Source organism: Vibrio sp. THAF190c (genome assembly GCF_009363355.1).
GTDB classification, from domain to species: domain Bacteria; phylum Pseudomonadota; class Gammaproteobacteria; order Enterobacterales; family Vibrionaceae; genus Vibrio; species Vibrio fortis_A.
Genome location: NZ_CP045338.1, coordinates 1,257,222 through 1,283,679, shown reverse-complemented (window position 1 = coordinate 1,283,679; position 26,458 = coordinate 1,257,222). Strand labels below are relative to the sequence as shown.

The window sequence follows — 26,458 nt, the reverse complement described above, 5'->3', positions numbered from 1 at the left end:
TCCATTGCGCGTTTATGGTGCGGGATTTTTACTATTGTTTCAATGCTTGATAAATGTTTTCTGCCAAAGAATGACTAATGCCCGGCACTTTGGCTATTTCTTCAACACTTGCACGCTTAAGCTCTTGCAGTCCACCCATATATTTCAACAGAGCTTGGCGACGTTTTGGCCCTACCCCTTCAATTCCTTCAAGCGCACTCGTGCGACGTGTTTTACCACGTTTCGCTCTGTGGCCAGCGATTGCATGGTTATGGCTCTCATCACGGATATGTTGAATTAAGTGCAAAGCTGGCGCGTCAGTTGGCAGGTTAAACTCTTCACCTTCCAGAGTGATTAGGGTTTCAAGACCCGGCTTACGAGTTACCCCTTTCGCAATACCCATCATTCTTGGTCGAACAGGCCAATCCCCCCAATACTGGGAAATAATCTCATGAGCACGGTTCAACTGCCCTTTACCACCATCGATAAAGATAATGTCTGGAATCTTATCCACATCCAGTTGCTTGGAGTAACGGCGCTCTAACGCTTGCCCCATTGCTGCATAATCATCGCCGCCGGTGATACCCGTGATATTGTAACGACGGTATTCCTGCTTCACTGGACCCTCTTGGTTGAATACGACACAAGAAGCGATAGTGCTCTCACCCATAGTATGACTGATATCAAAACACTCCATACGCTTGATGGCATCCATAGACAAGACATCTTGAAGCTCTTTAAAGCGCTGATTAATCGTCATTTTATGATTAATCTTGGTTGTTATTGCCGTTAACGCATTGGTGTTCGACAACTTGAGATAACGACCTCGGGTTCCGGAAGGATTGGTATTGAAGTGGATCTTTCGACCCGCCACTTCACACAAAGCTTCTTGAATCGGAGTCACATCCTCAATCAAGTCTGCATTGAGGATCAGACGAGTTGGGGTGGTTCTCGCTTCATTATGTGCCAGATAGTACTGACTCAAGAAGCTCGAAAACACCTCTTCCCTAACCGTATTGTTTGGGATCTTTGGAAAATGACTACGGCTACCCAACACCTTACCCTGACGAATCATCAAGATATGAATACAAGCGACACCGTTTTCTTGTGCAAAGCCGAGTACGTCCATATCTTCCATTGAGTCGTCAGATACGTATTGTTGCTCTTGTACTCGACGAATCGCCTGAATTTGGTCACGGAATGTCGCTGCCTGTTCAAACTTGAGTTGTTGGCTAGCCTGTTCCATTTTTTGGACCAGAGTTTCCAACACTTGATTGTCTTTCCCTTGCAAGAACAAACGAACATAGCCAATCAGTTCTGCATACTCTTCATCGGAGATGATTGAACTGACACACGGCGCGGCACATCGACCAATCTGATACATCAGACAAGGACGAGTACGATTCGCATAAACGGTATCTTCACATTGTCGAGCTGGGAATATCTTTTGCAGCAAGTGCAAGGTTTCACGCACTGCCCCAGAATCAGGATAAGGTCCGAAATACTCACCTTTTTTCTTCTTTGCACCACGGTGCATCGACAGCCTTGGGTGTTTGTGACCACTGATGAAGATGTAAGGGTAAGATTTATCATCGCGCAGCAAAACGTTGTACTTAGGTAAGTACTGCTTAATGTAGTTGTGCTCGAGGATTAGGGCTTCTGTCTCGGTATGTGTAACCGTTACGTCTATCTTGGCAATATTGCTAACCAAGGCACGCGTTTTCTCGCTATCTACTTTTTTACGAAAGTAGCTAGTGAGGCGTTTCTTAAGGTTTTTTGCTTTGCCGACGTAAATAACAACAGCCTCGGCGTTATACATACGATAAACGCCAGGCTGCTCTGTTACGGTCTTTAGGAATGAGACTGAGTCAAATGAGGATGTCACTATATAACCTCAGTGCTAGAGGGTCTCGGTGTCTAGCATTCCGTGTCTAATCGCTAAGTGAGTAAGCTCTACATCACCGCTGATGTCTAGTTTACTAAACAGTCGGTAGCGGTAGCTATTCACTGTCTTAGGGCTTAGATTAAGTTGTTCTGAAATGTCCGTTACTTTCTGACCTTTGGTGATCATCATCATAATTTGAAGTTCACGCTCAGAAAGATCAGCGAATGGATTTTCAGAGGCAGGCGAGAATTGGCTGAGTGCCATCTGCTGCGCGATTTCTGGTGAAATGTAACGCTGACCGCTGTTTACCACGCGAATCGCATTGACCATTTCGTCCGGACCTGCCCCTTTAGTAAGGTAACCAGCAGCTCCAGCTTGCATCACTTTAGTTGGAAACGGATTTTCCGTATGAACAGTTAAAACGATGATTTTAATGTCTGGGTTGAAGCGCAAAATCTTCTTGGTTGCTTCTAAGCCACCAATGCCAGGCATATTCATATCCATCAAAATGACGTCTGTATTGTTAGTACGACACCACTTTGCAGCTTCTTCACCGCTTTCAGCTTCCCCTGCTACGTTCATTCCACGGACGTCTTCAATAATACGTCGTATCCCTGTGCGAACCAGCTCGTGATCATCTACAAGGAAAACATTTATCAAACTTGTATCTCCACACTATTAATTGGCTCTGCAACCACCGTATTGATTCATCTAATTGAAACAATTGAATAAAGGAACAGTGGATCGCAGCATTGCTGTACATCTTAACGTAAATCGTTAAAAAAAGCTCTGTTGAATATGTGCTGAAACACGAACTTTAGCAAGTACTTATTTACAAGAACCACAGTTATTCGACTAAGCTTTATTAAAAAACAATCAGTTAAGATGCCGACCATTTAATTTACACAAGATAAATATATTTTCAATACCGCGATTTGAACAATTGTTACAAATTCACCTTTTTGCTCGATAAGTCCCGTTATCGAGTCGCTAAAAGCAAAAAAAACTGGCTATTTTGAACGACTTTTGTATCAGGCTCGACACTAAGTGCTAGAATCGCATCTTGTTTTAACGGCAGTAAATATTACAGGCGACGATATTGGATATTCAGCAAGGCTTTGTGCTGACAAGACAAGCAAGAGACTTTTCAGGTCAGACTCAAATTGATGTTTGGGTCAGCACCCCGAATGGGCCAACTTTGCTTACCGTTAAAGGCGAGCGCCCAATCTTCTTCATTGAGCAATCGAATATCGACGCTTGCACTAAACTCGCCAAGGAAGCGGGGATCGAGTGTGAGATAAAAGCCTTGGAACTCACCAACTTCTCGCACACGCCGCTAGCAGGTTGCTACACGCGACTGGTCCGCGAAAGCAACACCTTAAACCAAGCCTTCAATAAGGAGTCTATCACTACTTTTGAAGCCGATATTCGTCTCGCCGATCGCTTCCTTATGGAAAGATTCATTAAGGGCAGCATTGAATTTACTGGGAACGTCACTTCTCGAACTCAGCACCAGCGTATCACTAACACTAAATGTCGAGCAGGTGATTACTTACCTACCCTATCCGTCGTCTCATTAGATATCGAGTGCTCAGAGAAAGGTATCCTCTACTCTATCGGCCTTGATAGCCCAATGGATAGTCGCGTCATCATGGTAGGCCCAGAGCAGGAAGCCAATACGCCTATTCAGTGGGTTAAAGACGAGGCGGCACTATTAGAAGCCATGATTGATTGGTTTAAACGTTACGACCCAGACGTCATTATCGGTTGGAACGTGATTGATTTTGATTTCCGACTGCTTCACAAGCGTGCTGAATGGAACAAAATAAAGCTCAATATTGGTCGCGATAGTCAACCTAGCTTCTTCCGCAGTTCTGCTCAAAGTCAGCAAGGGTTTATCACTATCCCTGGACGTGTGGTTTTAGACGGTATCGATATGCTCAAAACCGCAACCTACCACTTCAGGTCTTGGTCTCTAGAATCGGTTTCTCAAGAGCTACTTGGTGAAGGTAAAGACATCCACAATGTTCATGACCGCATGGATGAAATTAATCGAATGTTTAGGTTCGATAAACCCTCACTTGCCAAGTACAACCTTCAAGACTGCATGTTGGTTAATCGCATCTTTGAACATACACATCTTATTGAGTTTGCTATTGAACGATCTCGCTTAACCGGTGTTGAGCTGGATAAGGTTGGTGGCTCTGTGGCGGCCTTTACTAACCTCTATTTGCCTCAGATTCATCGAGCTGGCTACATTGCTCCAAACTTACAGCCTGAGAACTGGATTGCTAGCCCAGGCGGCTATGTCATGGACTCCATTCCCAATCTCTATGACTCAGTATTAGTACTCGACTTTAAGAGCCTATACCCATCCATCATTCGATCTTTCCTGATTGATCCAATGGGTTTGATTGAAGGATTAAAGCAAGAGATTGGCCGCGATGACGACCAAGCCGTAGAGGGCTTTCGGGGTGGACAGTTCCACCGCAGCAAGCACTTTCTACCCGAGATGATTGAAACCTTGTGGGCTGCACGTGATGTTGCAAAGAAGAACAATGAAAAGGCCTTCTCGCAAGCGATCAAGATCATCATGAACTCATTCTATGGGGTTTTGGGCTCATCCGGTTGCCGCTTCTTCGATACTCGTTTGGCGTCGTCTATTACCATGCGCGGGCATGAGATCATGAAACAAACTAAGGTACTTATCGAAGAGAAAGGTTATCAGGTTATCTATGGTGACACTGACTCCACATTCGTGTCTCTGAATGGTAGCTACAGTCAAGAAGATGCGGATGAAATCGGTCAATCACTGGTCGTGTATATCAACGATTGGTGGACACAGCATCTAAAAGACAAATACAACCTAACTTCTATACTCGAACTAGAGTACGAGACTCACTATCGAAAATTCTTGATGCCCACCATTCGTGGTTCAGAGACAGGCTCAAAGAAACGCTATGCAGGTCTAATTGGCGAAGAAGGCGATGAGAAGATTGTCTTCAAAGGGCTAGAAAGTGCACGTACTGACTGGACGCCACTCGCCCAACGCTTTCAGCAGACTTTGTATGAGATGGTTTTCCATGACCAAGACCCAACCGACTACGTTCGTAATTTTGTCGATGAGACAGCGGCTGGCAAACACGACGACTTGCTGGTTTATCAAAAACGGCTAAGACGCAAACTGCACGAATATCAGAAGAACATTCCGCCCCAAGTTCGTGCTGCACGCATGGCGGATGAGATGAACGAAAAGCTAGGCCGCCCTCTGCAATACCAAAACAAAGGGCGCATCGAGTATTTGATTACGTTAAACGGCCCTGAACCCAAAGAATACTTGAAGAGTGGTATCGACTATCAACATTACATCGATAAGCAGCTTAAACCTGTCGCGGAAGCGATATTGCCATTTATCGGACTCGACTTCGAACAAGTCAGCGGCCAACAACTAGGGTTGTTCTAGATTCAAGTATCTCGAATAACAAAAAGCAGAAGTGCCGTGCTTCTGCTCTCTTTCATTCACTGGCTTCTAACCAATCCTAAACTCGGTCTTCTCGTACTGTTTTACTAACCACTCACCAAAGCCATCGAGAATGCCTATTACAGAGCGCTTCGGTACCGGTTTGCCTGCAAGAAGTATCCCTAAGCGTTGAATCTCAACCTCTCGATCCGGATGATATTTTAGAAACTGTTGGCCACATTCGCGTGGATCGTCATACCAATATTTATCTCGGTACATGATCAGCGAATAACTGGCTCTAAGTAGCTTTTTCGTAATGATAACTTGCGCGGCAATCTGCTCTTCCGGCGTCGCGGCTCGTGCAATCTTGTTACGATAAACCGCTAACCAGTTTTCAACGTCCATATTCCAATGTTTAGCAATCTCCCAACTGGTCTCGAAGTCGCCATAGCAATCTGAAAGATCCTCGCCATGCACGCATACCGCTAAGTGCTTAAGCATGAAACCCCAAGTGAAGATATTCTCGAAGTCGACAATTTCACTGACTAGCGCTGTTTTAATAGAGACTTGTGTTACCTGAGGAAAGCTCTTTTGGAAGCGCCACTTAATCGTATTGAGTAGCGTGGTTCTTTGATCGGCAAACGAACGGTGCGTGACTACAACAACATCAAGATTAGATTGCCCAGGTTTTGCCGTTTTCCTCGCCACACTGCCATAAATGTAAACGCTGTGCAGATTCGAACCTAAGCCACTTTTTAAAAATGTAATCAGGTCGTTTACCACAGGTTGAAACTCAGGCTGGAAAGGCACTTTCGGGTCAATAACAGGTAGCTGCATAAGTGAGTTCGTCAATAAATTGAATGATTTAACTATTTCTCTATGATCGCTTAGGAGACTTTATGATTCAAGCTATTCCTATTTATAGGTTCTCCGAGATATAATCATCGGATAGAACCAATAAGGATAAACACAAAATGCCTAGAGCAAGTGAAATTAAAAAAGGTTTTGCGATCGACGTAGATGGCAAAACGCTTCTAGTTAAAGATATCGAAATCACAACACCAGGCGGTCGTGGTGGTCAAAAGATCTACCGTTTCCGTGGTAACGACGTAGCAACAGGCGTAAAAGCTGAAGTTCGCCATAAGGCTGACGAAATCGTTGAAACTATCGATGTGACTAAGCGCGCTGTAATGTTCTCTTACGTTGATGGCAACGAGTACATCTTCATGGACAACGAAGACTACACGCAGTACATCTTTAACGGCGAGATGATCGAAGACGAGCTTCTATTCATCAACGAAGAAACTCAAGGTATGTACGCAATCCTAATCGATGGTAACGCTGCAACACTTGAGCTTCCAACTTCTGTTGAGCTTGTTATCGAAGAGACAGACCCGTCAATCAAAGGCGCTTCTGCATCTGCTCGTACTAAGCCAGCTCGTTTCGCAACAGGCCTAACCGTTCAAGTTCCAGAGTACATTGCAACGGGTGATAAAGTTGTGATCAACACTGCTGAACGTAAATACATGAACCGCGCAAGCTAAGATACTGATATGACCGAAGCTAATGACTTAATGTCTTATGATGATGCAATCGACACTGCATACGACATCTTCCTAGAGATGGCACCGGATAATCTAGAGCCTGCTGACGTGATTCTATTCACTGCACAGTTCGAAGATCGCGGCGCTGCTGAACTTGTTGAAACGGGTGACGATTGGGTCGGTCATGTTGGCTTTGAAGTCGACAAAGAGATCTACGCTGAAATTCGCATTGGTCTAGTAAACGAAGAAGACGACGTTTTAGATGACGTTTTCGCGCGTATGCTGATCAGCCGCGACCCAGACCATAAGTTCTGCCACATGCTGTGGAAGCGTGACTAGAACTTAAGCTTGTGCTGCTCTATTCAATGAGCACACCAATATCTTAGCCGAGCTCCGTGCTCGGCTAATTTTTGTCACCGATTTCACCATTACCAATTATGACCAAAGCAAAAACTGATACTCAGTCAAAAGGCTATGCCTGTATTGGCTTGGTAAACCCAAAAACGCCAGAAAACGTAGGCTCGGTTATGCGTGCAGCGGGCTGTTACGGCGCAAATTCTGTATTTTATACTGGCACGCGCTACGACCACGCACGTCAATTCCATACCGATACCAAAGAGAAGCACTTAGAGCTTCCGTTGATTGGTGTTGAAGACCTAAAAGACATTATCCCAGTAGGATGCGTACCTGTTGCTGTTGATTTGATTGAAGGCGCTAAGCCTCTGCCTGAATACAAGCACCCTCCTCGCGCGTTCTACATTTTCGGCCCTGAAGACGGCACATTGAAGAAAGAGATCACCGATTTCTGTCGCGAGACGATTTACGTTCCAACCAATGGTTGCATGAACTTAGCCGCAGCGGTAAACGTGATTCTTTATGATCGCATGGCAAAAGGCGATAACTTCTCGAATCACAAATAAAAAATGAGATACGAGATACGAGATACGAGATACGAGATACGAGATACGAAGAGATTTATAGCTTCACGAAATCAAAGCAAGAAAAGCGTAAAACACAAGACAGTTGATCACTGCAGCGCTTTTCGCTACTCGATTACTCGCATCTTCCCCTTCTTTTGGACGTAAAAAAACCTGCTAAGTTAGCAGGTTTTTTAGTATTCAAAAGAAGTCGTTAATTATTGGCGAGTTCTTGGCTTAGCTGGCTTGTTCGGACGGTTCGTGTTGTTGCCACGAGAACCATTTCCTGAACGAGAGTTGCTTGGCTTACCCTTGCTGCTCGGTGCGCTGCGACCTGCATCTGGCGTTGTGGTGCCGCGAGTTGCTGGCTTCTTGCGCTTAGGTTGGTTGCTACGGCCTTTTGGTGCATTTGCACGCTCTTCGTGACGCTTAACAGCACGACGAATCTTCTGGCTACGAGAACGCTCACGTTTACGTGATGTATTCGAAGGGTCAAGGTCTAGTAGCGTCTCTTTCTCAGGCTTAAGCTCTACCAGTTGACGTAGGTAGTTTACTTCTTGAAGATCGAGCTCTTTCCAACCGCCACGAGGCAGTTTCTTGTCTAGGTAGATATCACCGTAACGCACACGCTTTAGACGGCTTACTGTCGTTTCTTGTGATTCCCAAAGACGACGAACCTCACGGTTACGACCTTCGTTAATCGCTACGTAGAAAGTATGGTTCATACCTTCGCCACCAGCGTAAACGACGTCTTCGAAACGCGCCATACCATCTTCTAGCTCAACACCGCGTACTAGGTTCTTAACCTTTTGTTCAGTCACTTCACCGAACACACGTACTAGGTACTCACGCTCAACCTGACGGCTTGGGTGCATTAGACGGTTTGCTAGCTCACCATCAGTTGTGAAAAGTAGAAGACCTGATGTGTTCGCATCAAGACGACCTACCGAGATCCAACGTGAACCGCGGATTTTAGGTAGACGATCAAACACAGTACGACGACCTTCTGGGTCGTGGCGAGTACAAAGCTCACCTTCTGGCTTGTAGTAAGCAAGTACGCGACAAACCACTTCTTCAGACGCTTTACCTGATACAGTGTGACCATCAATACGAATCACTGAGTTTTCGTCTTCTAGACGCTCACCCAATTTCGCGACTTGGCCGTTAACACTTACACGACCTGCTCTGATTAAAGCTTCCAGCTCACGACGAGAGCCATGACCAGCTCGCGCTAAAACCTTCTGTAATTTTTCGCTCATTTACTCTTTTCTACCTAATTGTCGTCTTCACAGACGTCGAATGAAATATACGCGACCAAAATCGCGGTCGCGCATTATCGCAAAGAACCTTTGAAAAATCACTCGTTATTTACACATTACCGTCGAATGCACAGTAACATGATGTGAACGAGTTTCAGGGTTACTCGAACGGTTCTGGATCGCCTGAACCAACACGAACGACTACTGGGTCATCATCGCTAAAGTCAACTACCGTGGTTGGTTGCTCACCTAAGTAACCACCATTAAGAATCACGTCAACAGCATGTTCTAGACGATCACGGATCTCTTCAGGATCAGATTCCGTTGTCTCGTTACCCGGTAAAATCAAAGACGTTGACATCAAAGGTTCGCCCAGTGCTTCCAATAGATCGAGTGCAATCTTGTTGTCAGGAACACGAATACCAATAGTCTTTCTCTTCGAGTTCATTAGACGACGTGGCACCTCTTTCGTTCCCTTAAAGATGAACGTGTAAGGGCCCGGCGTGTGAGCTTTTAATAGACGAAATGCCGTGTTATCAACACGTGCATAAAGAGAAAGCTCAGAAAGATCGCGACAAAGCAGCGTGAAGTTGTGCTTATCATCGATTTTACGTATCTGACAGATACGATCTAATGCTTGTTTGTTTTCAAGCTGACAGCCAAGAGCATAACCCGAGTCTGTTGGATAAACCACAACACCGCCATTACGGACAATTGCAACCGCTTGATTAATCAAACGAGCTTGTGGGTTATCTGGGTGTACATAAAAAAACTGGCTCATTATTTTTCCTCATTATCGAGTCTCTCGACTCTATCTTCAGAAGGAGCTTGTTCGTCTGGTAATGTTTCAGATGACGAAAACGTTTGAAACTCCCAATCTTTCCATACTTCTTCGACTCCAGAAGGCAGCCAAAGATTGCGCCCTAACTCCATCCAAGGAGATGGGTAATGAAAATCACTGCCTTGAGAGGCTAATAGTTTGTATTGTATAGCATAATCCGCAAGAGTGCGTCTTTCTTGTTGCGCCTGCTGCGGTTGAGCCACTTCCATCGCGTCACCATTTGCTTCAACAAATGCAGTCAATAGACGTTTCACCCACTTAGCGGTAAAACCATAGCGCCCCGGATGAGCAAGTACCGCTTGCCCACCAGCCGCATGAATTGCCGTCACCGCATCACTCATGCTGCACCATGTTGGTGGCACATAACCCGGATTATTGCGCGTTAAGAACTTCTTAAACACTTGCTGCATAGTCTTCGCGTAGCCATTGTCAACCAGCCACTTAGCAAAGTGAGCTCGGGTAATAGGCGCATCACCGGCAATCGCTTTCACTTCTTCTAACACACCTTCGCGCGTCGCTTTTTCTAGTCGCTGGGCGATCAGCTCCGCCCTACTGATACGATGCTGTTTCTGCTGTTCAATTAACGCACTGAGTTCTGGTGATTCTGGGTCGACATTCAAACCAACGATATGGATGTCTTTGTTCTGCCAAACGGTTGAAATTTCGATACCGTTAATCAATTGAATTGGCAGCTTATTATCAAGGATATAACGATGCGCCTCATCAAGGGCATCAACTGTGTCATGATCGGTAATAGCCAGAACTTCAATATTGAAGCTCAACGCACGGTCAATCAGTTCAGGTGGTGTAAGTCGACCATCTGAAGCTGTGGTATGGCTATGTAGATCAATTCTCATATTTTCTGTTCATTATTTTTGCATTTAACACGATATTTGCTTTGTTGGGCTTGACTTGTGAACCCCGAACTAGTTAACTAGTACACAAATACGAAGTACCTTTATTTACAGGCTCACTATGTTACAAGAATTTAACCAGCACCATAAAGATAAAGTTTTAGAACTTTCTTCAGTAGAAGCAAGTTCAGAGCTTAATTGGTGGCGCACTTGGACAGGTTCTTGGTGGGCTAACGTGTACTTCTAACTTAAACAGATTGTTTATAAAAAGTTTATCACTAAGCCCGCTTTCATAGCGGGCTTTTTAATTTGTCGGACATCTCACATTCAACTGACTAACAAATCAACGAATTGACCAGATTCTAGATTGGGCGAACGGTATCTTTATGCGACTATGTACGGCAGGAAATTTAAAGAATCATAAAGGAGGTCTTGTGAACAAGGCCATTGAAATCAAAAAGCTGGGAACTATTGATGTCATCAATGCGACAGTTCCTTACTCGCAAGATCCAACAAGCGTGTTCCACACATTGTGTGAAAATAAAACGGACAGCTTGTTGCTAGAATCTGCTGAGATTGAGTCTAAGCAAAACCTCACTAGCCTACTGCTTATCGATTCTGCCGTGCGTATCGTATGCGAAGGCCATCAGGTCACTTTCCAAGCTCTGACAGATAACGGTCAACATCTGATCAAACACCTAAATGCGAACGTGAAATCAGACATTGAATCTGAACTGAAAGACAATGTACTGACTCTGACCTTTACTCAGCCAAGTATTAACCTAGACGAAGACTCTCGCCTAAGAGAAGCTTCTTCATTCGATGCACTTCGTTTAGTTCAACACAGCTTTACACAAGACCCAGACAACAAGCACGCGCTTTTCATGGCGGGTCTATTTGCATACGACATCGTGGCGAACTTCGAGCCACTTGGCGATGCCGAAGCGACTAATAACTGCCCTGACTTTGTCTTCTACGTTGCTGAAACGCTACTTCGTTTTGACCATCAACAGAACGAAGGTCTGCTTCACGCGAGCGTTTTCTCAGAAGATCAAACAATCAAAACTCGACTGACTGAACGTTTAGCGGATATTCAAACTCAGTGCCAATCGCTAAAAGAGATTGCCGAAGTCACCCCGCTTGATAACGTTGAAGCTGTACCAAGTGTTTCTGACGAAGATTTTTGCCAGACTGTTCGTGACCTAAAAGAGTACGTGGTAAAAGGCGATGTATTCCAAGTGGTTCCTTCTCGTCGCTTTACTCTGCCTTGCCCTGCACCACTAGCTGCGTACAAAGAGCTGAAGCAGAGCAACCCAAGCCCTTACATGTTCTACATGCAAGATGAGCTGTTTACTCTGTTCGGTGCTTCACCAGAGAGTGCTCTGAAATACGAGAAAGAGACTAATCAAGTAGAAATCTACCCTATCGCCGGTACTCGCCGTCGTGGTAAGCGTCCGAATGGTCAAATCGACTTCGACCTAGATAGCCGCATTGAATTAGAGCTGCGCACCGATAAAAAAGAGAACGCCGAGCACATGATGCTGGTTGACCTAGCACGAAACGACGTTGCACGTATCTCTGAAGCAGGCACTCGCCACGTAGCGGACCTACTGAAAGTAGACCGTTACAGCCACGTAATGCACCTCGTTTCTCGCGTTGTAGGCCAACTTCGTGAAGACCTTGATGCTCTGCACGCTTACCAAGCTTGCATGAACATGGGCACGCTAACGGGCGCACCTAAGATTCGTGCGATGCAGCTGATTCGTGATGTTGAACAGACTCGTCGTGGCAGCTACGGCGGCGCAGTGGGCTACCTAACGGGTGAAGGCACGCTCGATACCTGTATCGTGATTCGTTCAGCGTACGTAGAAAACGGTATTGCTCAAGTCCAAGCTGGCGCAGGTGTGGTTTTCGATTCAGACCCACAAGCCGAAGCCGATGAAACACGTGGCAAAGCGCAAGCTGTCATCTCTGCGATTCAAGCGGCGCATACTGCACCTAAGCAAACATCAAGTAAGCAGGAGTCTTAATCATGGCTGATATCGTATTTATTGATAACTTTGACTCGTTTACTTACAACCTTGTTGACCAGTTCCGTTCACTTGGCCACAACGTAAAGATCTATCGTAATAACATCCCCGCGGAAGCAGTAGAAGCAGCAATTAACGAGCTAGAAAACCCAGTTGCGTTGCTTTCTCCGGGCCCAGGTGCTCCTGCTGACGCTGGCTGTATGCCAGAGCTGATTCAACGCTTAAAAGGCAAAGTACCGATGATTGGTATTTGTCTTGGTCACCAAGCAATTGTAGAAGCATACGGCGGTAAGGTTGCAGGCGCTGGCGAAATCATTCATGGTAAGGTTTCGATGATGGAACACGACAATCACGCGACTTACCAAGGTCTTCCTTCTCCGCTTGCAATTGCGCGCTACCACTCTTTGGTTGCGACTCACGTACCGGAAAGCCTAACGATTACCGCTGAAGTCGATGATTTGGTGATGTCGGTTGTCCAAGAGCAAGACAAGGTGTGTGGTTTCCAATTCCACCCTGAATCCATCATGACAACATACGGCGCAACTCTATTGGCGAACGCCATTGAATGGGCTTTAGAAAAGAACACAACTCTTGAGAAGAATGGAAAATAGGACACGATCATGGAACAGATTATTAATAAGCTTTACGACCAACAATCTCTTACTCAAGAAGAAAGCCAACAGCTTTTCGACATCATCATTAAAGGCGAACTTGACCCTATTCTGATGGCGTCAGTACTGACTGCACTAAAAATTAAGGGCGAGACACCTGAAGAGATCGCAGGCGCAGCGAAAGCACTGCTAGCAAACGCAAACCCTTTCCCACGCCCTGATTACGATTTTGCAGATATCGTAGGTACAGGTGGTGATGGCCATGACACGATCAACATATCTACAACTTCAGCATTCGTTGCAGCAGCGTGTGGTCTAAAGATTGCGAAACACGGTAACCGCAGCGTATCAAGCAAATCGGGTTCATCGGATCTTCTTGATAAGTTTGGTATTAACCTAGCGATGAGCGCAGAAGACACTCGCTCTGCCGTTGATAAGCTTGGCGTTGCTTTCCTGTTTGCACCGCAATACCACGGTGGTGTACGTCACGCGATGCCAGTGCGTCAAACAATGAAAACTCGCACCATCTTTAACATCCTTGGTCCACTGATTAACCCAGCTCGTCCTAACATCGAACTTATGGGTGTTTACAGCAAAGAGCTAGTGCGTCCTATCGCTGAAACCATGCTGCAAATGGGTATGAAGCGTGCAGCTGTTGTTCACGGCAGCGGTCTAGATGAAGTTGCAATTCACGGTGAAACCATCGTTGCAGAGATCAAAGATGGTCAGATTCATGAATACACTGTGTCCCCTGAAGATTTCGGCCTCAATCAGCATCCGCTAGAAGCAATCAAAGGCGGTACGCCAGACGAGAACAAAGCTATCACCACAAATATCCTAACAGGTAAAGGGACTGAAGCTCAGGCGGGTGCAGTAGCGGTTAACGTTGCTCTACTGATGCGTCTATTTGGTCATGAAGATCTAAAAGCCAACGCAGCGAAGGCAATGGAAGCAATGAACTCTGGCAAAGCGTATGAGCTTGTACAGCAACTTGCCGACCACGCATAACGAACAAGATTTGAGACTACAAAGATGACACAGACAAACGAAAAGTTATCAACTCACGTTTCTGTAAAAGAAGCAGAAATGGCAGAAGTATTAGCAAAAATTGTTCGCGACAAGTATCAATGGGTTGAAGCGCGTAAAAAGCAGCAACCGCTAAATGAGTTCAAAGATGCGCTAATCGCTTCAGACCGCAGCTTCTACGATGCACTAAGCCGAGAGCAAACCGTATTTATCACCGAGTGTAAAAAGGCGTCTCCTTCTAAAGGCTTGATTCGTGATGACTTCGACCTTGAATACATTGCATCGGTATACAACAACCATGCAAATGCGATTTCGGTACTGACTGATGAGAAGTACTTCCAAGGCAATTTCGAATTTTTGCCTAAAGTGCGCAGCATCGCTAAGCAACCAATCCTATGTAAAGACTTCATGGTCGATACTTATCAGGTTTACTTAGCTCGTCATTACTCGGCAGACGCTATCCTACTGATGCTATCTGTACTAAACGATGATGAGTACCGTGCTCTCGCTGAAGTTGCTCACTCGTTAGGCATGGGCGTGTTAACAGAGGTTAGTAATGAAGAAGAGCTGCACCGTGCTGTCGGATTAGACGCGAAAGTGATTGGCATCAATAACCGTAACCTTCGTGACCTAAGTACAGACCTGAACCGTACCAAAGAGCTGGCGCCTCTGCTTCGTGAGTTAGCACCAAACGCAGTCGTGATATCAGAGTCTGGTATCTACACTCATCAGCAAGTGCGTGACTTAGCGACATTTGCAGACGGCTTCCTTATCGGGAGCTCATTGATGGCCGAAGAGAACCTTGAGCTTGCCGTTCGCAAGGTAACATTAGGTGAAAACAAAGTTTGTGGCTTAACTCACCCTGACGATGCAGCTAAAGCTTACCAAGCAGGCGCGGTATTCGGTGGCCTAATTTTTGTTGAGGCGTCTAAGCGTTGTGTCGACCTAGAAGCAGCACGCTTGACCATGAGTGGTGCACCGCTTAAGTATATTGGCGTATTCCAAAACCATGACCAAGCTAGCGTTATCAAAGCCGTGAAAGAGCTTGGTTTACACGGTGTTCAGCTTCATGGTGAGGAATCACAACAGTACGTGACTGAACTTGCAAATCAGCTACCAGAACAAGTAGAGATTTGGAAAGCTTACGGCGTTGAAGATTCGCTGCCTACGCTGTTAGCAAGCAATGTGTCTCGCCACCTGCTTGATGCAAAAGTAGGCTCTCAGACTGGTGGGACAGGTCAAGTCTTCGACTGGCAGCTGATCAACGATCAGAGCTCTGTGATGCTAGCGGGTGGTTTGAACCCAGATAATGCACAGCAAGCAGCCACTTTAGGCTGTTTAGGGCTCGACCTTAACTCAGGTGTTGAGAGTGCTCCGGGTAAGAAAGATGCAGACAAACTCAACAAAGCGTTTGCTGCAATTCGCCAATACTGAGCGACTAGCCCAACTTAAGAACAGATGATTCACTGTAGATAGTCTACAGACCCTATTTCAGAGCATCGCAATGAGGTGCTCTACAAGATTAAAGACATTGGTATCCAGACATACCAAGCAAATTGAAGGAATAACACGATGGCTAAACTTGATGCCTACTTTGGTGAATACGGTGGTCAATACGTACCACAGATTCTAGTGCCAGCCCTAGAGCAACTGGAACAAGCGTTTATCGACGCTCAAGCGGATCCAGAATTCCGCAGTGAGTTCATGACGCTACTTCAAGAGTACGCAGGTCGTCCAACGGCACTGACGCTAACTCGTAACCTAACGAAAGGCACTAAAACCAAGCTTTACCTAAAGCGTGAAGACTTACTACACGGTGGCGCGCACAAAACCAACCAAGTGCTTGGTCAAGCTCTGCTAGCAAAACGTATGGGTAAAGAAGAGATCATCGCTGAAACTGGCGCAGGTCAACACGGTGTGGCAACGGCTCTGGCTTGTGCTCTGCTAGGTCTTAAATGTCGTGTTTACATGGGTGCAAAAGACGTTGAACGTCAGAGCCCCAACGTATTCCGTATGAAGCTAATGGGCGCAGAAGTTATCCCTGTGCACTCTGGTTCTGCAACGCTAAAAGATGCATGTAACGAAGCGCTACGTGACTGGTCTGCAACATACGAAGACGCACACTACCTACTGGGTACTGCAGCTGGTCCTCACCCATTCCCAACCATCGTTCGTGATTTCCAACGCATGATTGGCGAAGAAACCAAGAACCAAATTCTAGCTCGTGAAGGTCGCCTACCTGACGCAGTTATCGCTTGTGTGGGTGGTGGTTCAAACGCAATCGGTATGTTTGCTGATTTCATCGAAGAAGAGAGTGTTCGCCTAATCGGTGTTGAGCCAGCGGGTAAAGGTATCGATACTGACCAGCACGGTGCACCGCTTAAGCATGGTAAAACGGGCATCTTCTTTGGTATGAAGGCGCCGCTAATGCAAGACCCTAACGGTCAGGTTGAAGAGTCTTACTCGGTATCAGCAGGTCTAGACTTCCCTTCTGTTGGTCCTCAGCACGCACACCTTAATGCAATTGGCCGTGCAGAATACGACAACGTAACCGATGATGAGGCACTAGAAGCCTTCCAAGAGATCGCGCGCAACGAAGGTATCATCCCTGCACTTGAGTCTTCTCACGCTGTTGCACACGCACTGAAAATGGCTCGTGAGAACCCAGAAAAAGAACAACTATTGGTTGTAAACCTATCAGGTCGTGGTGACAAAGACATCTTCACCGTACACGCCATCTTAGAAGAAAAAGGAGCTATCTAATGAACCGTTATGAGAAGATGTTTACGCGCCTAAACGAGAAAAACCAAGGCGCATTTGTACCGTTCGTAACGGTTTGCGATCCAAACGCAGAGCAGTCTTACAAAATCATGGAAACCCTAATTGAAGCTGGTGCCGATGCACTAGAACTGGGTATTCCATTCTCTGATCCGCTAGCAGATGGCCCAACTATCCAAGGTGCCAACATCCGTGCTCTGGATTCAGGCGCAACTCCTGATATATGTTTTGAGCAGATTGGTAAGATTCGCGCGAAATACCCAGAACTGCCGGTTGGCCTTCTAATGTATGCAAACCTTGTGTACTCACGCGGTATTGAAGACTTCTACGAGCGCTGTTCAAAAGCTGGTATTGATTCTGTTCTGATTGCTGACGTTCCAACTAACGAGAGCGCAGAGTTTGTTGCAGCTGCTGAGAAGTTCGGTATCCATCCAATCTTCATCGCACCACCAACGGCAAGCGATGAAACATTGAAGCAAGTGGCTGAGCTTGGCGGTGGTTACACTTACCTACTTTCTCGTGCCGGTGTAACGGGTGCAGAGACAAAAGCAAACATGCCTGTTGGACATATGCTTGATCGTCTAAACCAATTCAACGCGCCACCAGCGCTACTAGGTTTTGGTATTTCAGCACCTGAACAAGTGAAAGAAGCGATTGAAGCAGGCGCTGCAGGTGCGATTTCTGGTTCAGCGGTTGTTAAGATCATAGAGCAGCATGTTGAGCAACCAGAGCTAATGCTTGAGAAGCTGGCTGACTTCATTGCTCCAATGAAAGCGGCAACGCAAAAGTAGTCGCCAACAAAGCGTTCGCTAAAGGCGATTAAAGCCACTTTAAGAAGTAAAAAGCGCCCGAATATGGGCGCTTTTTTATTACTCTCAAAACTTAATCACTCTTCATTGCTTTCTTAATGGCGGCTTCATTCAATGTTGCCTTGATAGGATCGGCTATCTTGTCCACCAAGTCGACTGGCATTGGAAATACAATCGTTGTGGTTCTCTCGTTGGCCACTTCTGTTAACGTCTGCATGTATCGTAATTGAATCGCATTCGGTGACTTATTCAATACATCCGCTGCTTCTTGTAATTTAGTCGACGCTTCTAGCTCACCCGTTGCATGTATCACCTTAGCACGGCGAGAACGCTCCGCTTCTGCTTGTTTAGCGAGAGCTCGAACCATACTGTCATCTAGGTCGACATGTTTAATTTCAACATTGGCAATTTTAATCCCCCAATTATCAGTGTGCTGATCGAGTATCGCTTGCAGGTCTTTGTTGAGTTCTTCCCGCTCTGACAAAAGCTCATCCAGCTCATGCTGACCCAGCACGGAACGCAGCGTAGTTTGAGAGAGTTGGCTTGTCGCCTCCAGATAGTTCTCTACATTATTAATCGCCATCTTCGGATCGAGCACTCGAAAATAGACTACAGCGTTCACCTTCACCGACACGTTATCTCTGGTGATCAAGTCTTGCGTTGGTACATCTAAGACTATAGTACGTAAGTCGACTCGCACGATTTGTTGGATTAAAGGAATGATGACGATCAGACCCGGCCCTTTTACTCGATAAAAACGACCTAAGAAAAACACCACTGCACGCTCGTACTCGCGCAGCACTTTAAACATGCTAGCTATCAACAAGATAACGAGCACTACCACAATACCTATCGTGTGTATAAACATAACCGCCCCCTTACTGGTAACGATAACTAAGGAGATTTCATTGGGTCATCTCTCCACTCATTTCGCCTATTTAGACCGAGTCGATGAGCCTCCGACATGCTCTTCGATATCCACTGCTTCAATATCTAGCGCTTCTACATCTAATGAAAGACCTGTTAGCTTAGTCACTCTGATACTTTGTCCAACTTGCAGCTTCTCGGTACATTTGGCTTGCCAGATTTCACCTTCAACCAAAACTCTACCTGCTCCCGGAAAGCCACTGACAACTTTGCCCGTCTCACCGACTACCGCTTCCATGCCCGTTGTCACTCGCTGATTTCTCACCCGAACCAGCATAGATATCGTCACAACAAAAAAGCCGACAGAGAACAGGCTGATGCCAATGATTAATGGTAAAGCAATTTGATAGCCGGGCACTTCGGTATCCATCAACATGATGGAACCGAGTGAAAACGCCACTACACCACCTAAACCGAAAATGCCGAAGCTTGGACTGAAAGCTTCAGCAATCATCAGCGCGATCCCAAGCAGTATTAACGCAAGACCAGCGTAACTGACAGGCAGCATTTGCAATGAATACATCGCTAACAGCAAACAGATACCACCAAGCACACCCGGTAGACCGACTCCAGGGTTATAAAATTCAAGAAGTAAGCCGTAAATACCGATGAGCATAAGAATGTAGGCAACGTTAGGATTGGTGATCACTGACAGCAGACTGAAACGCCAATCTTGCTCCCGCTCTACAAAGGCGACCTGATTGAGCTGAATTTCCTGATTAATGCCATTAATGATGACTGTGCGTCCATTGGTCATCTCGACCAGCTGCTGTAAATCGCTCGCAATAAAATCAATCACATTTAACTCAAGTGCATTTTCTGAGTCCAAACTGGCTGCTTCTCTTACCGCTTTTTCAGCCCACTCTTCATTACGGTTGTGCAGTTTCGCCAAGCTGACGATGTAAGCCGCTGCATCGTTGATAACTTTCTTCTCCATCGCAGTGGTTGCTTTTACTTGGTCAGAGTTCTCTTGTTTAGTATCGTCCTGATCACTCGATTTCGATTCTCCATCTTGATTAGAGTCGTCTTGCGGAGACAAAGGATCGGAAGGTGCTTTCCCTCCCCCAAGCGATACGGGTGTTGCTGCGCCTAAATTGGTTCCGGGAGCCATAGAGGCGATGTGACTGGCGAGTAAGATATAAGTGCCAGCACTAGCGGCTCGCGAGCCTGCAGGCCCAACCCAAGTCGCGATAGGAACCGGTGATGTAGTGATGGAGCGAATGATGTCACGCATCGACGAATCCAACCCGCCGGGCGTATTTATTTTTAATATGACGAGCTTGGCTTGCTCATCATGAGCTTGTTCTATTTCTCTCGTGAGATAATCGCTGGTCGCTGGACCTATCCCTCCATTCACCCCTATTACCCAAACATCGTCGGCCTGAGAATTTGCAGAGCTGAACAGCAGAAGAAACGCAAACAGGCACTTTAATATAAAAGCCATGCCTCTCTCCTTACAACTGAGATGCTAGATAGACGTTTTATTTTTAAAGCGCAGAGGTAACATCTTGGTAATAACTCGATACCTTAAGCATAGTTCAGGCTAAATTTCGCACAACAAACATACCAATCTCGAGCCACATTAAAACGCTTAAAAAAAGCGCATAAATGAAACGTAAATGTTAAAGGTTGTGTATTAACACCCTCAACTTGAAAGTATTCACAAAACACACTGAGGTCAGGTTTTTATAAATTAAACAAATAACACCACATCAAAAAACCAAAGCAAACGTTTGCCTTAGAACAAAAGATCGCCAAATAACATTAATGTCACGTTTTTTGATGCATTTTCGTCTCTGCTCATATTGATAAATGTAACAGATAAGTGTAAAACTCATCACGAAATATTCATCCAATGGTACGACGCACATTGGCATGTAGTTCTAGGAATTTTACATTTTGTAGCACAGAGGTAACGGAAGTGTTAAAAGAAAAGAGTTTACTAGGCAATATCGGCATTCAAGTCGTTATTGCTATGATCGTGGGTACTGTAGTGGGTGCCATGATGGGCGAGAGCGCAACTATGTTCGCTCCTCTAGGTGCGATCTTTATCAATTTAATCAAGATGCTGGTTATCCCATTGGTAGCCGTTGCACTGATCTCAGGTGCGGCAGGCTTAGGCAATAGCTCATCAGCGGGTAAAGTAGGTATCACTACTCTAGGTTACTTTGCACTGACTTCTGCACTGGCTGTTGCCCTTGCATTGATCATGGGTGAAGTATTCGAACCAGGACGCGGCATCGACGTTTCTGGCGTTGAAGGTATGTTCTCATCTGAGTATGCATCGAAAGGCGAACTTCCAACTTTCTGGGCTACCATCACAGGTATGATCCCAACCAACGTTTTCCAGTCTTTAAACGAAGCAAACATCCTTCAAATCCTAGTATTCTGCCTGTTCTTTGGTATCGCAATCTCCAAGCAAGCGAAAGAGAAGCGTGAGCCAATCATCAACGGTGTAAACGCTATCGTTGACGCTATGGTATGGATGATCAACAAAGTAATGATCATCGCTCCTCTTGGCGTATTTGGTCTAATGGCTGAAGCGGTAGGTACGTTCGGTTTTGGCGCACTAATGGTTGTGTTCAAACTGTTCGTTGTTTACGTAGCAGCAATCCTAGTATTCGGCTTCGTTGCTTACCCACTGATGATTCAAATCTTCACAAAGACATCAGCAAAGAAATTCCTGACAGCAATGAAGAAGCCTCAAGCCGTTGCACTTTCAACTGCATCTTCAATGGCAACACTACCTGTAACTATGGATACAGTAGAGAACGAGCTGGGTGTTCGTAACTCAACTGCATCATTCGTATTGCCTCTAGGCGCGACAATCAACATGTCTGGTAACGCGATTTACTACGGCCTAGTTGCTATCTTCTTTGCTCAGCTATTCAACATCGACCTATCAATGGGCGCATACATCGCAATCATCGTGACATCAACTCTTGGTGCTGTAGGCCAAGCGGGTGTTCCAGGTCCATCATTCCTAGTTGTAGCCGTTCTTCTAGCAGCGGGTATTCCAATCGAAGGTCTACCACTACTATTCGCTCTTGACCGTATCTTCGACATGATTCGTACAGCTCTGAACATCACTGGTGATGCAGCGTGTGCAGTTATCGTTGACTCGCTGATCAAAGACGAAGAGAAAGAAGCTGAGCTACAGAAACAGCAAGCGTAATTTCGATTCTATCGATAAGCAAAAAGCCACTCTATGAGTGGCTTTTTTGTTCTGAGGGAAGTAAATAGTTGAAAAGGCTTAAACTGCAATGCTTCCAATTCTCTCGAAGTGACATACAAAGCAACTTAATATGGATGGCTACTTTCGGTCTTGAGTAAGCTTGCTATTACTTCCTGATATTGGTTTAAGTTAAAGGTAGAACGGTCAGAGTTAAATTTTTTCTGCCTTGACTCTAAATAGGGTTGAGAAACCAGTGAGTTCATCAACATTTGGTAGTAGTGAAAATTCGATTCGTTACAGCCATCAACTAAGTAAAGGAGGTTTTCAAGAGTTTTGTGATAGGTGAAACCGAACTTAGATTCTTTTAATCTTTGTACATTATCGTGATTGAACGAACTGCCACCAAGAGTAAAGAATAAAAATATATTGGGTGCACTTTCCCAAAAATCAATTAACTCAGAGATTAACTGTTGTAACTGTATCCCTTCTACTCTTTGATATTTGGAAAACTGCTCTTCAAAACGATGGGTATGCTCTTCGATGAGCTGATCAAATAATTGCTCTTTATTATTAAAGTAATAGAGAATTAACGCAGGACTCACTCCTGCAGATTTAGCAATAGAGCGAATAGATACTTTATTATAAGGCTGACAAATAAATAACTTTTCTGCTGCACTTAATATTTCTTCTCTTTTTTCATTAGGCATCAGATTATATTCCACTCGCTTGTTTACATATACAACACATCTTATAACTCGAATAAACAATCTCAATATGGAACAAAAACATTTAGAACACGGTTAAGCAACCTGCATGATGAAGGCAACATTTAACAAATGCTCTTGAAATGTAATCAAAACAAAGCTGAGTAATTACTCCAACAAACAATAACATAGAAGTTTGCAGTACCATGTAAGGGTTCAGTAAGAGCCATTGCTTCAACGTAAGCCAATGTAAGAGTGGCGCTCAAATTGAGCGCCACTTTTAAGTCTAGAGTTTTAAAATCACTTTAACTGAACTATCAACTAAGGATTCATCAATATAAGCAATGGTATTAGAGGAGCTTGCAACCATGTCCTTTGCAAGGCTCTCCTGCCCTACTGATTTAGGAGGTTGACCTTTACCTGTAAATACCCGTTTAGCCCAATATGCTTGTAACTGAGCCTCTGTCTTTTGAGTAATGGCTTGGTGGAACTCAGTTTTCATCGGATGGCCATCTTCCAAGTCAACCGCTTCAATTTGCAACGACTTCGCTTTACCCAAATACAACTTCTTCACCGTAGATGCATCAAGCTCGCTCATCGACGGGCTTCCAACTACAACGATACCTGCGAACGCATTTACACTGCTAAGAAGAGCAGCGGCTAATAATGTTTTTTTCAACATGACTCTCTTCCTTAAAATACAGCGTCAACTTTCAAAGTGTACAAAATGTTTTCATCGTTCTTATATTCCGATGCTACGCCGCCATAAGTTGAACCAAAGCCAGTCAGGTAGCTAATGTCACCTTTTAGGGCAATATTTGGAAGGAAGTCCCAACGTGCACCGATGCTGTACGTAGTGCGTTGTGTGTTTAGCTTATCAGCCAATGCTTTTGCTGAGCCATATGCGTATCTCGCAGATACACTGTTTGGATTTTGAAGTAGATTTGCAAGCTGGCGGTCTGCCGTTGCGTTTCGCTCATCATCGTCTTGTGTTTCCATGTGTGAAACTGTCACGTATGGCGTTACTTCATCCAAGCGGTACGCCGCTGTTAGGTACGCAGCATCAACGTCGTAGTAAAAACCTTCAACCGTTGTACGAGTCACTTCAGAAACCAGCATTAGGTTGCCATTTTCGTATCGACCACCAACACCGTAGAACTTAGCTTTGTCATCATCAAACGTTGAATTTAGCACTGACTGGTTGTTTTCGTTCCAATTCGTAGAAGAGCTAATCACAGACTGTGCGTAAACGGCACGAAGCGTCCAAGTGTCATCCGTCCAATTGACTACACCACCAGCAATATCATCAAACTGTGTATCAGCGTTGTAGCTGTGCTTTGATGCCGATAGCTTTTGTGAACCGGCAAAACCTTGGAATGAAAGCGTACTGTCATCCAGTTCCATATCGTAAATGAAGTCACCACCAGTGAGAGAGGTTAAAACCACTGAGCCGTATACTTCGTTAGGAACTCTCACGCCAACCTGTGCATAACCAACTTCTAAGTAGTCAGAGTACATGAACAGTGGCAAACGCAACTTACCACCACGAACAGTCAAATTAGGTGTCACTTTGTGGCTTAAGAATGCCCACTCTACATCTGGAGACCAGTTCTCTTTTTTATTGCCACGAGCGACCATTTGAACAACCGCAGAAGTCGATTCATTAACTTCGAACTCACCTTGCAAACCGAACAAAGAACCTTCATCAAAACGCACTTTATTTTCCGACTTCATGAAGCCATGGTTTTGATTGCCTAATTGCATGTTTAAAGACGCAAAGCCATTGAAACTAAACTTATCCGCAATTGAGTTTTGCTCTTTCGCTTCAAGGATCGCGACCTTCTTCTCTAGCTCAGCCAATTTTTGCTCATCTGCAGCTTGTGTTGCGAACGACGCCGCAAGCGCTACTGCCACAGGCAATAAGCGAAATGGGGAGTGAGTCATTATTGTTCTCCGTTATACTTTGAATTGTGAAGTGGATTTGCTCAGCTCTGTAACGATGTCACTGAGTTGGTGACTCAGAGCTTCTAATTGATCGGTAGACTGAGATACTTGGTGAGAGCACTGTCTAAAATCATCCATATGGGTATGAATCTGTTTTGAAGCGCGAGCCTGATGTTCTGTCGTACTCGCTATCTGACGATTAAGTTCGGTGATTTCCTCAACCTGCCCGCTGATTTCGAGTAAGTAATCCCCTGCGTTTTGCGCATCTCCAACGGCCTGGGACGAGCTTGCAAGCCCTTGATCCATTGCTCCTACCGCCGCATTTGAGCCAGACTTTAATTCACCGAGTAAAGCATTAATCTCTGTCGCAGATTGCTGGGTATTATTGGCGAGGACACGTACTTCATCAGAAACGACGGCAAAACCGCGCCCATGGTCCCCTGCGCGAGCGGCTTCAATGGCAGCATTGAGTGCGAGTAGATTGGTTTGCTCCGCAACGCTTTGTATCGTGCTCAAGATTGAACCTACGTTGCTCGCATTTTTGTCCAACTGTTTTAACTTAGTCGCCGTATCACGGATGTTGCTTGCCAGCTCTTCTATTTCCTGGCTTGTTTTCAATACAACTTGAGTACCCGTTTGCGCACTTGCATTCGCTTTCTGTGCTTGTGAATCAGCATGTGATGCAAAGCCAACAACTTGTTCAATGAGAGCGATGATGTTGTTAACCGCATCAGTCACTTCTTCAATATGGTCACGTTGAGTGCTGTTTAACGCCAAGGTTTGATGGGATTCACTGCGAATCTTATCGCTAACTACTTCTAACTCTTGTCCAATACTCAGAGTGCTTGCGATGATACCTTGAAGCTTTTCAATAAATTGGTTAACGCTTTGCACCAAGGTTGCAATTTCATCTTTGCCTGAGTAATCAATTCGAACCGTCAGGTCGCCATCACCTGTGGCAATAGCTTGCATTTTTTCGGTTACCAACAGGATTGAGCTAATAACAGATTTGAAGATCGCATAACCGACAGCAAAAACAGACAAGAGAAAGAAAACACCAAGCCAAACTGATTGTTGGGCAGCATCATTTGCGGCATTCTCTGAGTGTAAAATGGTATCAACGACATTTTGGCTCGCTGATGCACGTAGCTGGTCGCTTAACGCAAGTAACGAATCATAATCCGCGCTGAGCTTATTCGACCTAACCGTTAAGTTATCAAAGGAGTCATTTAAATTAATAAAATCTAAACTCAACGCATATGCAGATTCGGTGTATTTTTTTAGCGAAAGTGACAATTGATTAAACGCATCAGCTTGTGAAGGTAGAACTATCGCTCCCTTATTTGCCTCTACTTGTAAATCAGCAGATATTTGGCGTGCATAATCGATAGCCTGCTCGTCTTCCATGATCACAGCAGCTTCAAATTGTTGTCGCACATTTGGTAATAGAGAGTTTATTTTTGTGGCGTGCTCTAATGCAGGGTAATAACTTAACTCTAATTGAGTGAGTCGCTGACTATTATCACGGTGGATAAAGACATTGATGGTAATTATCGCCGCTAAACTGAGCGAGATAATTGATAAAAGAACGACGAATTGTACTTTTATATTGATATAACGAGACAGCAGCATATGGTTCTATTTAATTATCGCAAATTGACAATTATGTTACCGTCAGATCACTTCCTTCAGTGAATGGATTCACTAAACAAATG

General features: G+C 45.1%; 24 protein-coding genes and 1 other annotated feature. Of the genes, 12 read left to right on the top strand and 12 right to left on the bottom strand.

The annotated features are described in order from the left end of the window. Positions 1–31: 31 nt before the first annotated feature. Together uvrC and uvrY are read right to left on the bottom strand one after the other, a co-directional pair. Positions 32–1,864 (bottom strand): excinuclease ABC subunit UvrC, encoded by a 1,833-nt coding sequence (uvrC, locus tag FIV04_RS05840; RefSeq protein WP_152468524.1) that lies wholly within the window; start codon positions 1,862–1,864, stop codon positions 32–34. Between the two features lie 15 nt (positions 1,865–1,879). Next, the gene (gene uvrY / locus FIV04_RS05835) at positions 1,880–2,524 is read right to left on the bottom strand and encodes a UvrY/SirA/GacA family response regulator transcription factor (RefSeq protein ID WP_032549301.1); all 645 of its coding nucleotides are present in this window, start codon (positions 2,522–2,524) and stop codon (positions 1,880–1,882) included. Between the two features lie 439 nt (positions 2,525–2,963). Here uvrY and FIV04_RS05830 point away from each other — a divergent pair, with 439 nt between their 5' ends. After that, entirely contained in the window at positions 2,964–5,327 is a 2,364-nt protein-coding gene (locus FIV04_RS05830; protein WP_152468523.1) for a DNA polymerase II, read from the top strand. Between the two features lie 66 nt (positions 5,328–5,393). Here FIV04_RS05830 and FIV04_RS05825 read toward each other — a convergent pair whose 3' ends face one another. After that, on the bottom strand, positions 5,394–6,161 hold the full coding sequence (locus tag FIV04_RS05825; protein ID WP_152468522.1) for a nucleotidyltransferase domain-containing protein: 768 nt from the start codon (positions 6,159–6,161) through the stop codon (positions 5,394–5,396). Positions 6,162–6,298: 137 nt separating this feature from the next. Between FIV04_RS05825 and yeiP the strand changes: the two genes are divergently transcribed. From yeiP to FIV04_RS05810, 3 genes are all read left to right on the top strand, one after another. Then, entirely contained in the window at positions 6,299–6,868 is a 570-nt protein-coding gene (gene yeiP, locus FIV04_RS05820; RefSeq protein WP_032549304.1) for an elongation factor P-like protein YeiP, read from the top strand. Between the two features lie 9 nt (positions 6,869–6,877). Continuing rightward, the gene (locus FIV04_RS05815; protein ID WP_032549305.1) at positions 6,878–7,207 is read left to right on the top strand and encodes an HI1450 family dsDNA-mimic protein; all 330 of its coding nucleotides are present in this window, start codon (positions 6,878–6,880) and stop codon (positions 7,205–7,207) included. A gap of 98 nt (positions 7,208–7,305) precedes the next feature. Beyond that, positions 7,306–7,788 carry an RNA methyltransferase gene (locus FIV04_RS05810; RefSeq protein WP_032549306.1) on the top strand — a complete coding sequence of 161 codons (483 nt, stop codon included), beginning with the start codon at positions 7,306–7,308 and terminating at the stop codon, positions 7,786–7,788. A gap of 215 nt (positions 7,789–8,003) precedes the next feature. Here FIV04_RS05810 and rluB read toward each other — a convergent pair whose 3' ends face one another. The 3 genes from rluB to FIV04_RS05795 all read right to left on the bottom strand — a co-directional run bounded on the left by rluB (position 8,004) and on the right by FIV04_RS05795 (position 10,742). Continuing rightward, on the bottom strand, positions 8,004–9,044 hold the full coding sequence (rluB, locus tag FIV04_RS05805; protein ID WP_032549307.1) for a 23S rRNA pseudouridine(2605) synthase RluB: 1,041 nt from the start codon (positions 9,042–9,044) through the stop codon (positions 8,004–8,006). A 160-nt stretch (positions 9,045–9,204) separates the two neighbouring features. Next, positions 9,205–9,825, bottom strand: coding sequence for an L-threonylcarbamoyladenylate synthase (locus tag FIV04_RS05800; protein ID WP_032549308.1), 621 nt, complete (start codon positions 9,823–9,825; stop codon positions 9,205–9,207). Then, a complete protein-coding gene (locus tag FIV04_RS05795; RefSeq protein WP_253895375.1) occupies positions 9,825–10,742 on the bottom strand; it encodes a PHP domain-containing protein in 918 nt (305 codons plus the stop codon). The genes FIV04_RS05800 and FIV04_RS05795 overlap by 1 nt, the downstream gene beginning before the upstream one ends. Before the next feature lie 118 nt (positions 10,743–10,860). Between FIV04_RS05795 and FIV04_RS05790 the strand changes: the two genes are divergently transcribed. The 7 genes from FIV04_RS05790 to trpA all read left to right on the top strand — a co-directional run bounded on the left by FIV04_RS05790 (position 10,861) and on the right by trpA (position 17,975). Continuing rightward, positions 10,861–10,986, top strand: coding sequence for a trp operon leader peptide (locus tag FIV04_RS05790; protein WP_032549309.1), 126 nt, complete (start codon positions 10,861–10,863; stop codon positions 10,984–10,986). Beyond that, positions 10,933–11,048 (top strand) — a sequence feature (Trp leader region). (Overlaps the previous gene by 54 nt.) Positions 11,049–11,173: 125 nt before the next feature. Next, positions 11,174–12,769, top strand: coding sequence for an anthranilate synthase component 1 (locus FIV04_RS05785; RefSeq protein WP_152468521.1), 1,596 nt, complete (start codon positions 11,174–11,176; stop codon positions 12,767–12,769). A 2-nt stretch (positions 12,770–12,771) separates the two neighbouring features. After that, positions 12,772–13,380: an aminodeoxychorismate/anthranilate synthase component II gene (locus tag FIV04_RS05780; protein WP_152468520.1), complete on the top strand. Its 609-nt coding sequence runs from the start codon at positions 12,772–12,774 to the stop codon at positions 13,378–13,380. A 9-nt stretch (positions 13,381–13,389) separates the two neighbouring features. Further along, entirely contained in the window at positions 13,390–14,388 is a 999-nt protein-coding gene (gene trpD, locus FIV04_RS05775; RefSeq protein ID WP_152468519.1) for an anthranilate phosphoribosyltransferase, read from the top strand. A gap of 24 nt (positions 14,389–14,412) precedes the next feature. Beyond that, complete coding sequence (gene trpCF / locus FIV04_RS05770; RefSeq protein ID WP_152468518.1) at positions 14,413–15,840, top strand: bifunctional indole-3-glycerol-phosphate synthase TrpC/phosphoribosylanthranilate isomerase TrpF; 1,428 nt, start codon at positions 14,413–14,415, stop codon at positions 15,838–15,840. A gap of 138 nt (positions 15,841–15,978) precedes the next feature. Continuing rightward, positions 15,979–17,169: a tryptophan synthase subunit beta gene (gene trpB / locus FIV04_RS05765; RefSeq protein ID WP_032549317.1), complete on the top strand. Its 1,191-nt coding sequence runs from the start codon at positions 15,979–15,981 to the stop codon at positions 17,167–17,169. Continuing rightward, positions 17,169–17,975, top strand: a complete 807-nt coding sequence (gene trpA, locus FIV04_RS05760; protein ID WP_152468517.1) for a tryptophan synthase subunit alpha — start codon at positions 17,169–17,171, stop codon at positions 17,973–17,975. Before trpB ends, trpA begins: the two co-directional genes overlap by 1 nt. A gap of 91 nt (positions 17,976–18,066) precedes the next feature. Here the strand turns inward: trpA and FIV04_RS05755 are convergent, their stop codons facing one another. Both FIV04_RS05755 and FIV04_RS05750 read right to left on the bottom strand, forming a co-directional pair. After that, positions 18,067–18,861, bottom strand: coding sequence for a slipin family protein (locus FIV04_RS05755; RefSeq protein WP_152468516.1), 795 nt, complete (start codon positions 18,859–18,861; stop codon positions 18,067–18,069). Positions 18,862–18,927: 66 nt separating this feature from the next. Further along, positions 18,928–20,364 carry a nodulation protein NfeD gene (locus FIV04_RS05750; protein WP_152468515.1) on the bottom strand — a complete coding sequence of 479 codons (1,437 nt, stop codon included), beginning with the start codon at positions 20,362–20,364 and terminating at the stop codon, positions 18,928–18,930. Between the two features lie 531 nt (positions 20,365–20,895). Here FIV04_RS05750 and FIV04_RS05745 point away from each other — a divergent pair. After that, complete coding sequence (locus FIV04_RS05745) at positions 20,896–22,095, top strand: dicarboxylate/amino acid:cation symporter (protein ID WP_253895403.1); 1,200 nt, start codon at positions 20,896–20,898, stop codon at positions 22,093–22,095. A gap of 125 nt (positions 22,096–22,220) precedes the next feature. Here the strand turns inward: FIV04_RS05745 and FIV04_RS05740 are convergent, their stop codons facing one another. The 4 genes from FIV04_RS05740 to FIV04_RS05725 all read right to left on the bottom strand — a co-directional run bounded on the left by FIV04_RS05740 (position 22,221) and on the right by FIV04_RS05725 (position 26,375). Next, positions 22,221–22,802 (bottom strand): TetR/AcrR family transcriptional regulator, encoded by a 582-nt coding sequence (locus tag FIV04_RS05740; RefSeq protein ID WP_150895052.1) that lies wholly within the window; start codon positions 22,800–22,802, stop codon positions 22,221–22,223. A 283-nt stretch (positions 22,803–23,085) separates the two neighbouring features. Then, complete coding sequence (locus tag FIV04_RS05735) at positions 23,086–23,481, bottom strand: hypothetical protein (protein ID WP_032549323.1); 396 nt, start codon at positions 23,479–23,481, stop codon at positions 23,086–23,088. Positions 23,482–23,492: 11 nt separating this feature from the next. Further along, positions 23,493–24,743, bottom strand: coding sequence for a hypothetical protein (locus tag FIV04_RS05730; protein ID WP_150895057.1), 1,251 nt, complete (start codon positions 24,741–24,743; stop codon positions 23,493–23,495). Positions 24,744–24,755: 12 nt separating this feature from the next. Continuing rightward, positions 24,756–26,375, bottom strand: a complete 1,620-nt coding sequence (locus FIV04_RS05725; protein ID WP_152468514.1) for a methyl-accepting chemotaxis protein — start codon at positions 26,373–26,375, stop codon at positions 24,756–24,758. Between the last annotated feature and the right edge of the window lie 83 nt (positions 26,376–26,458).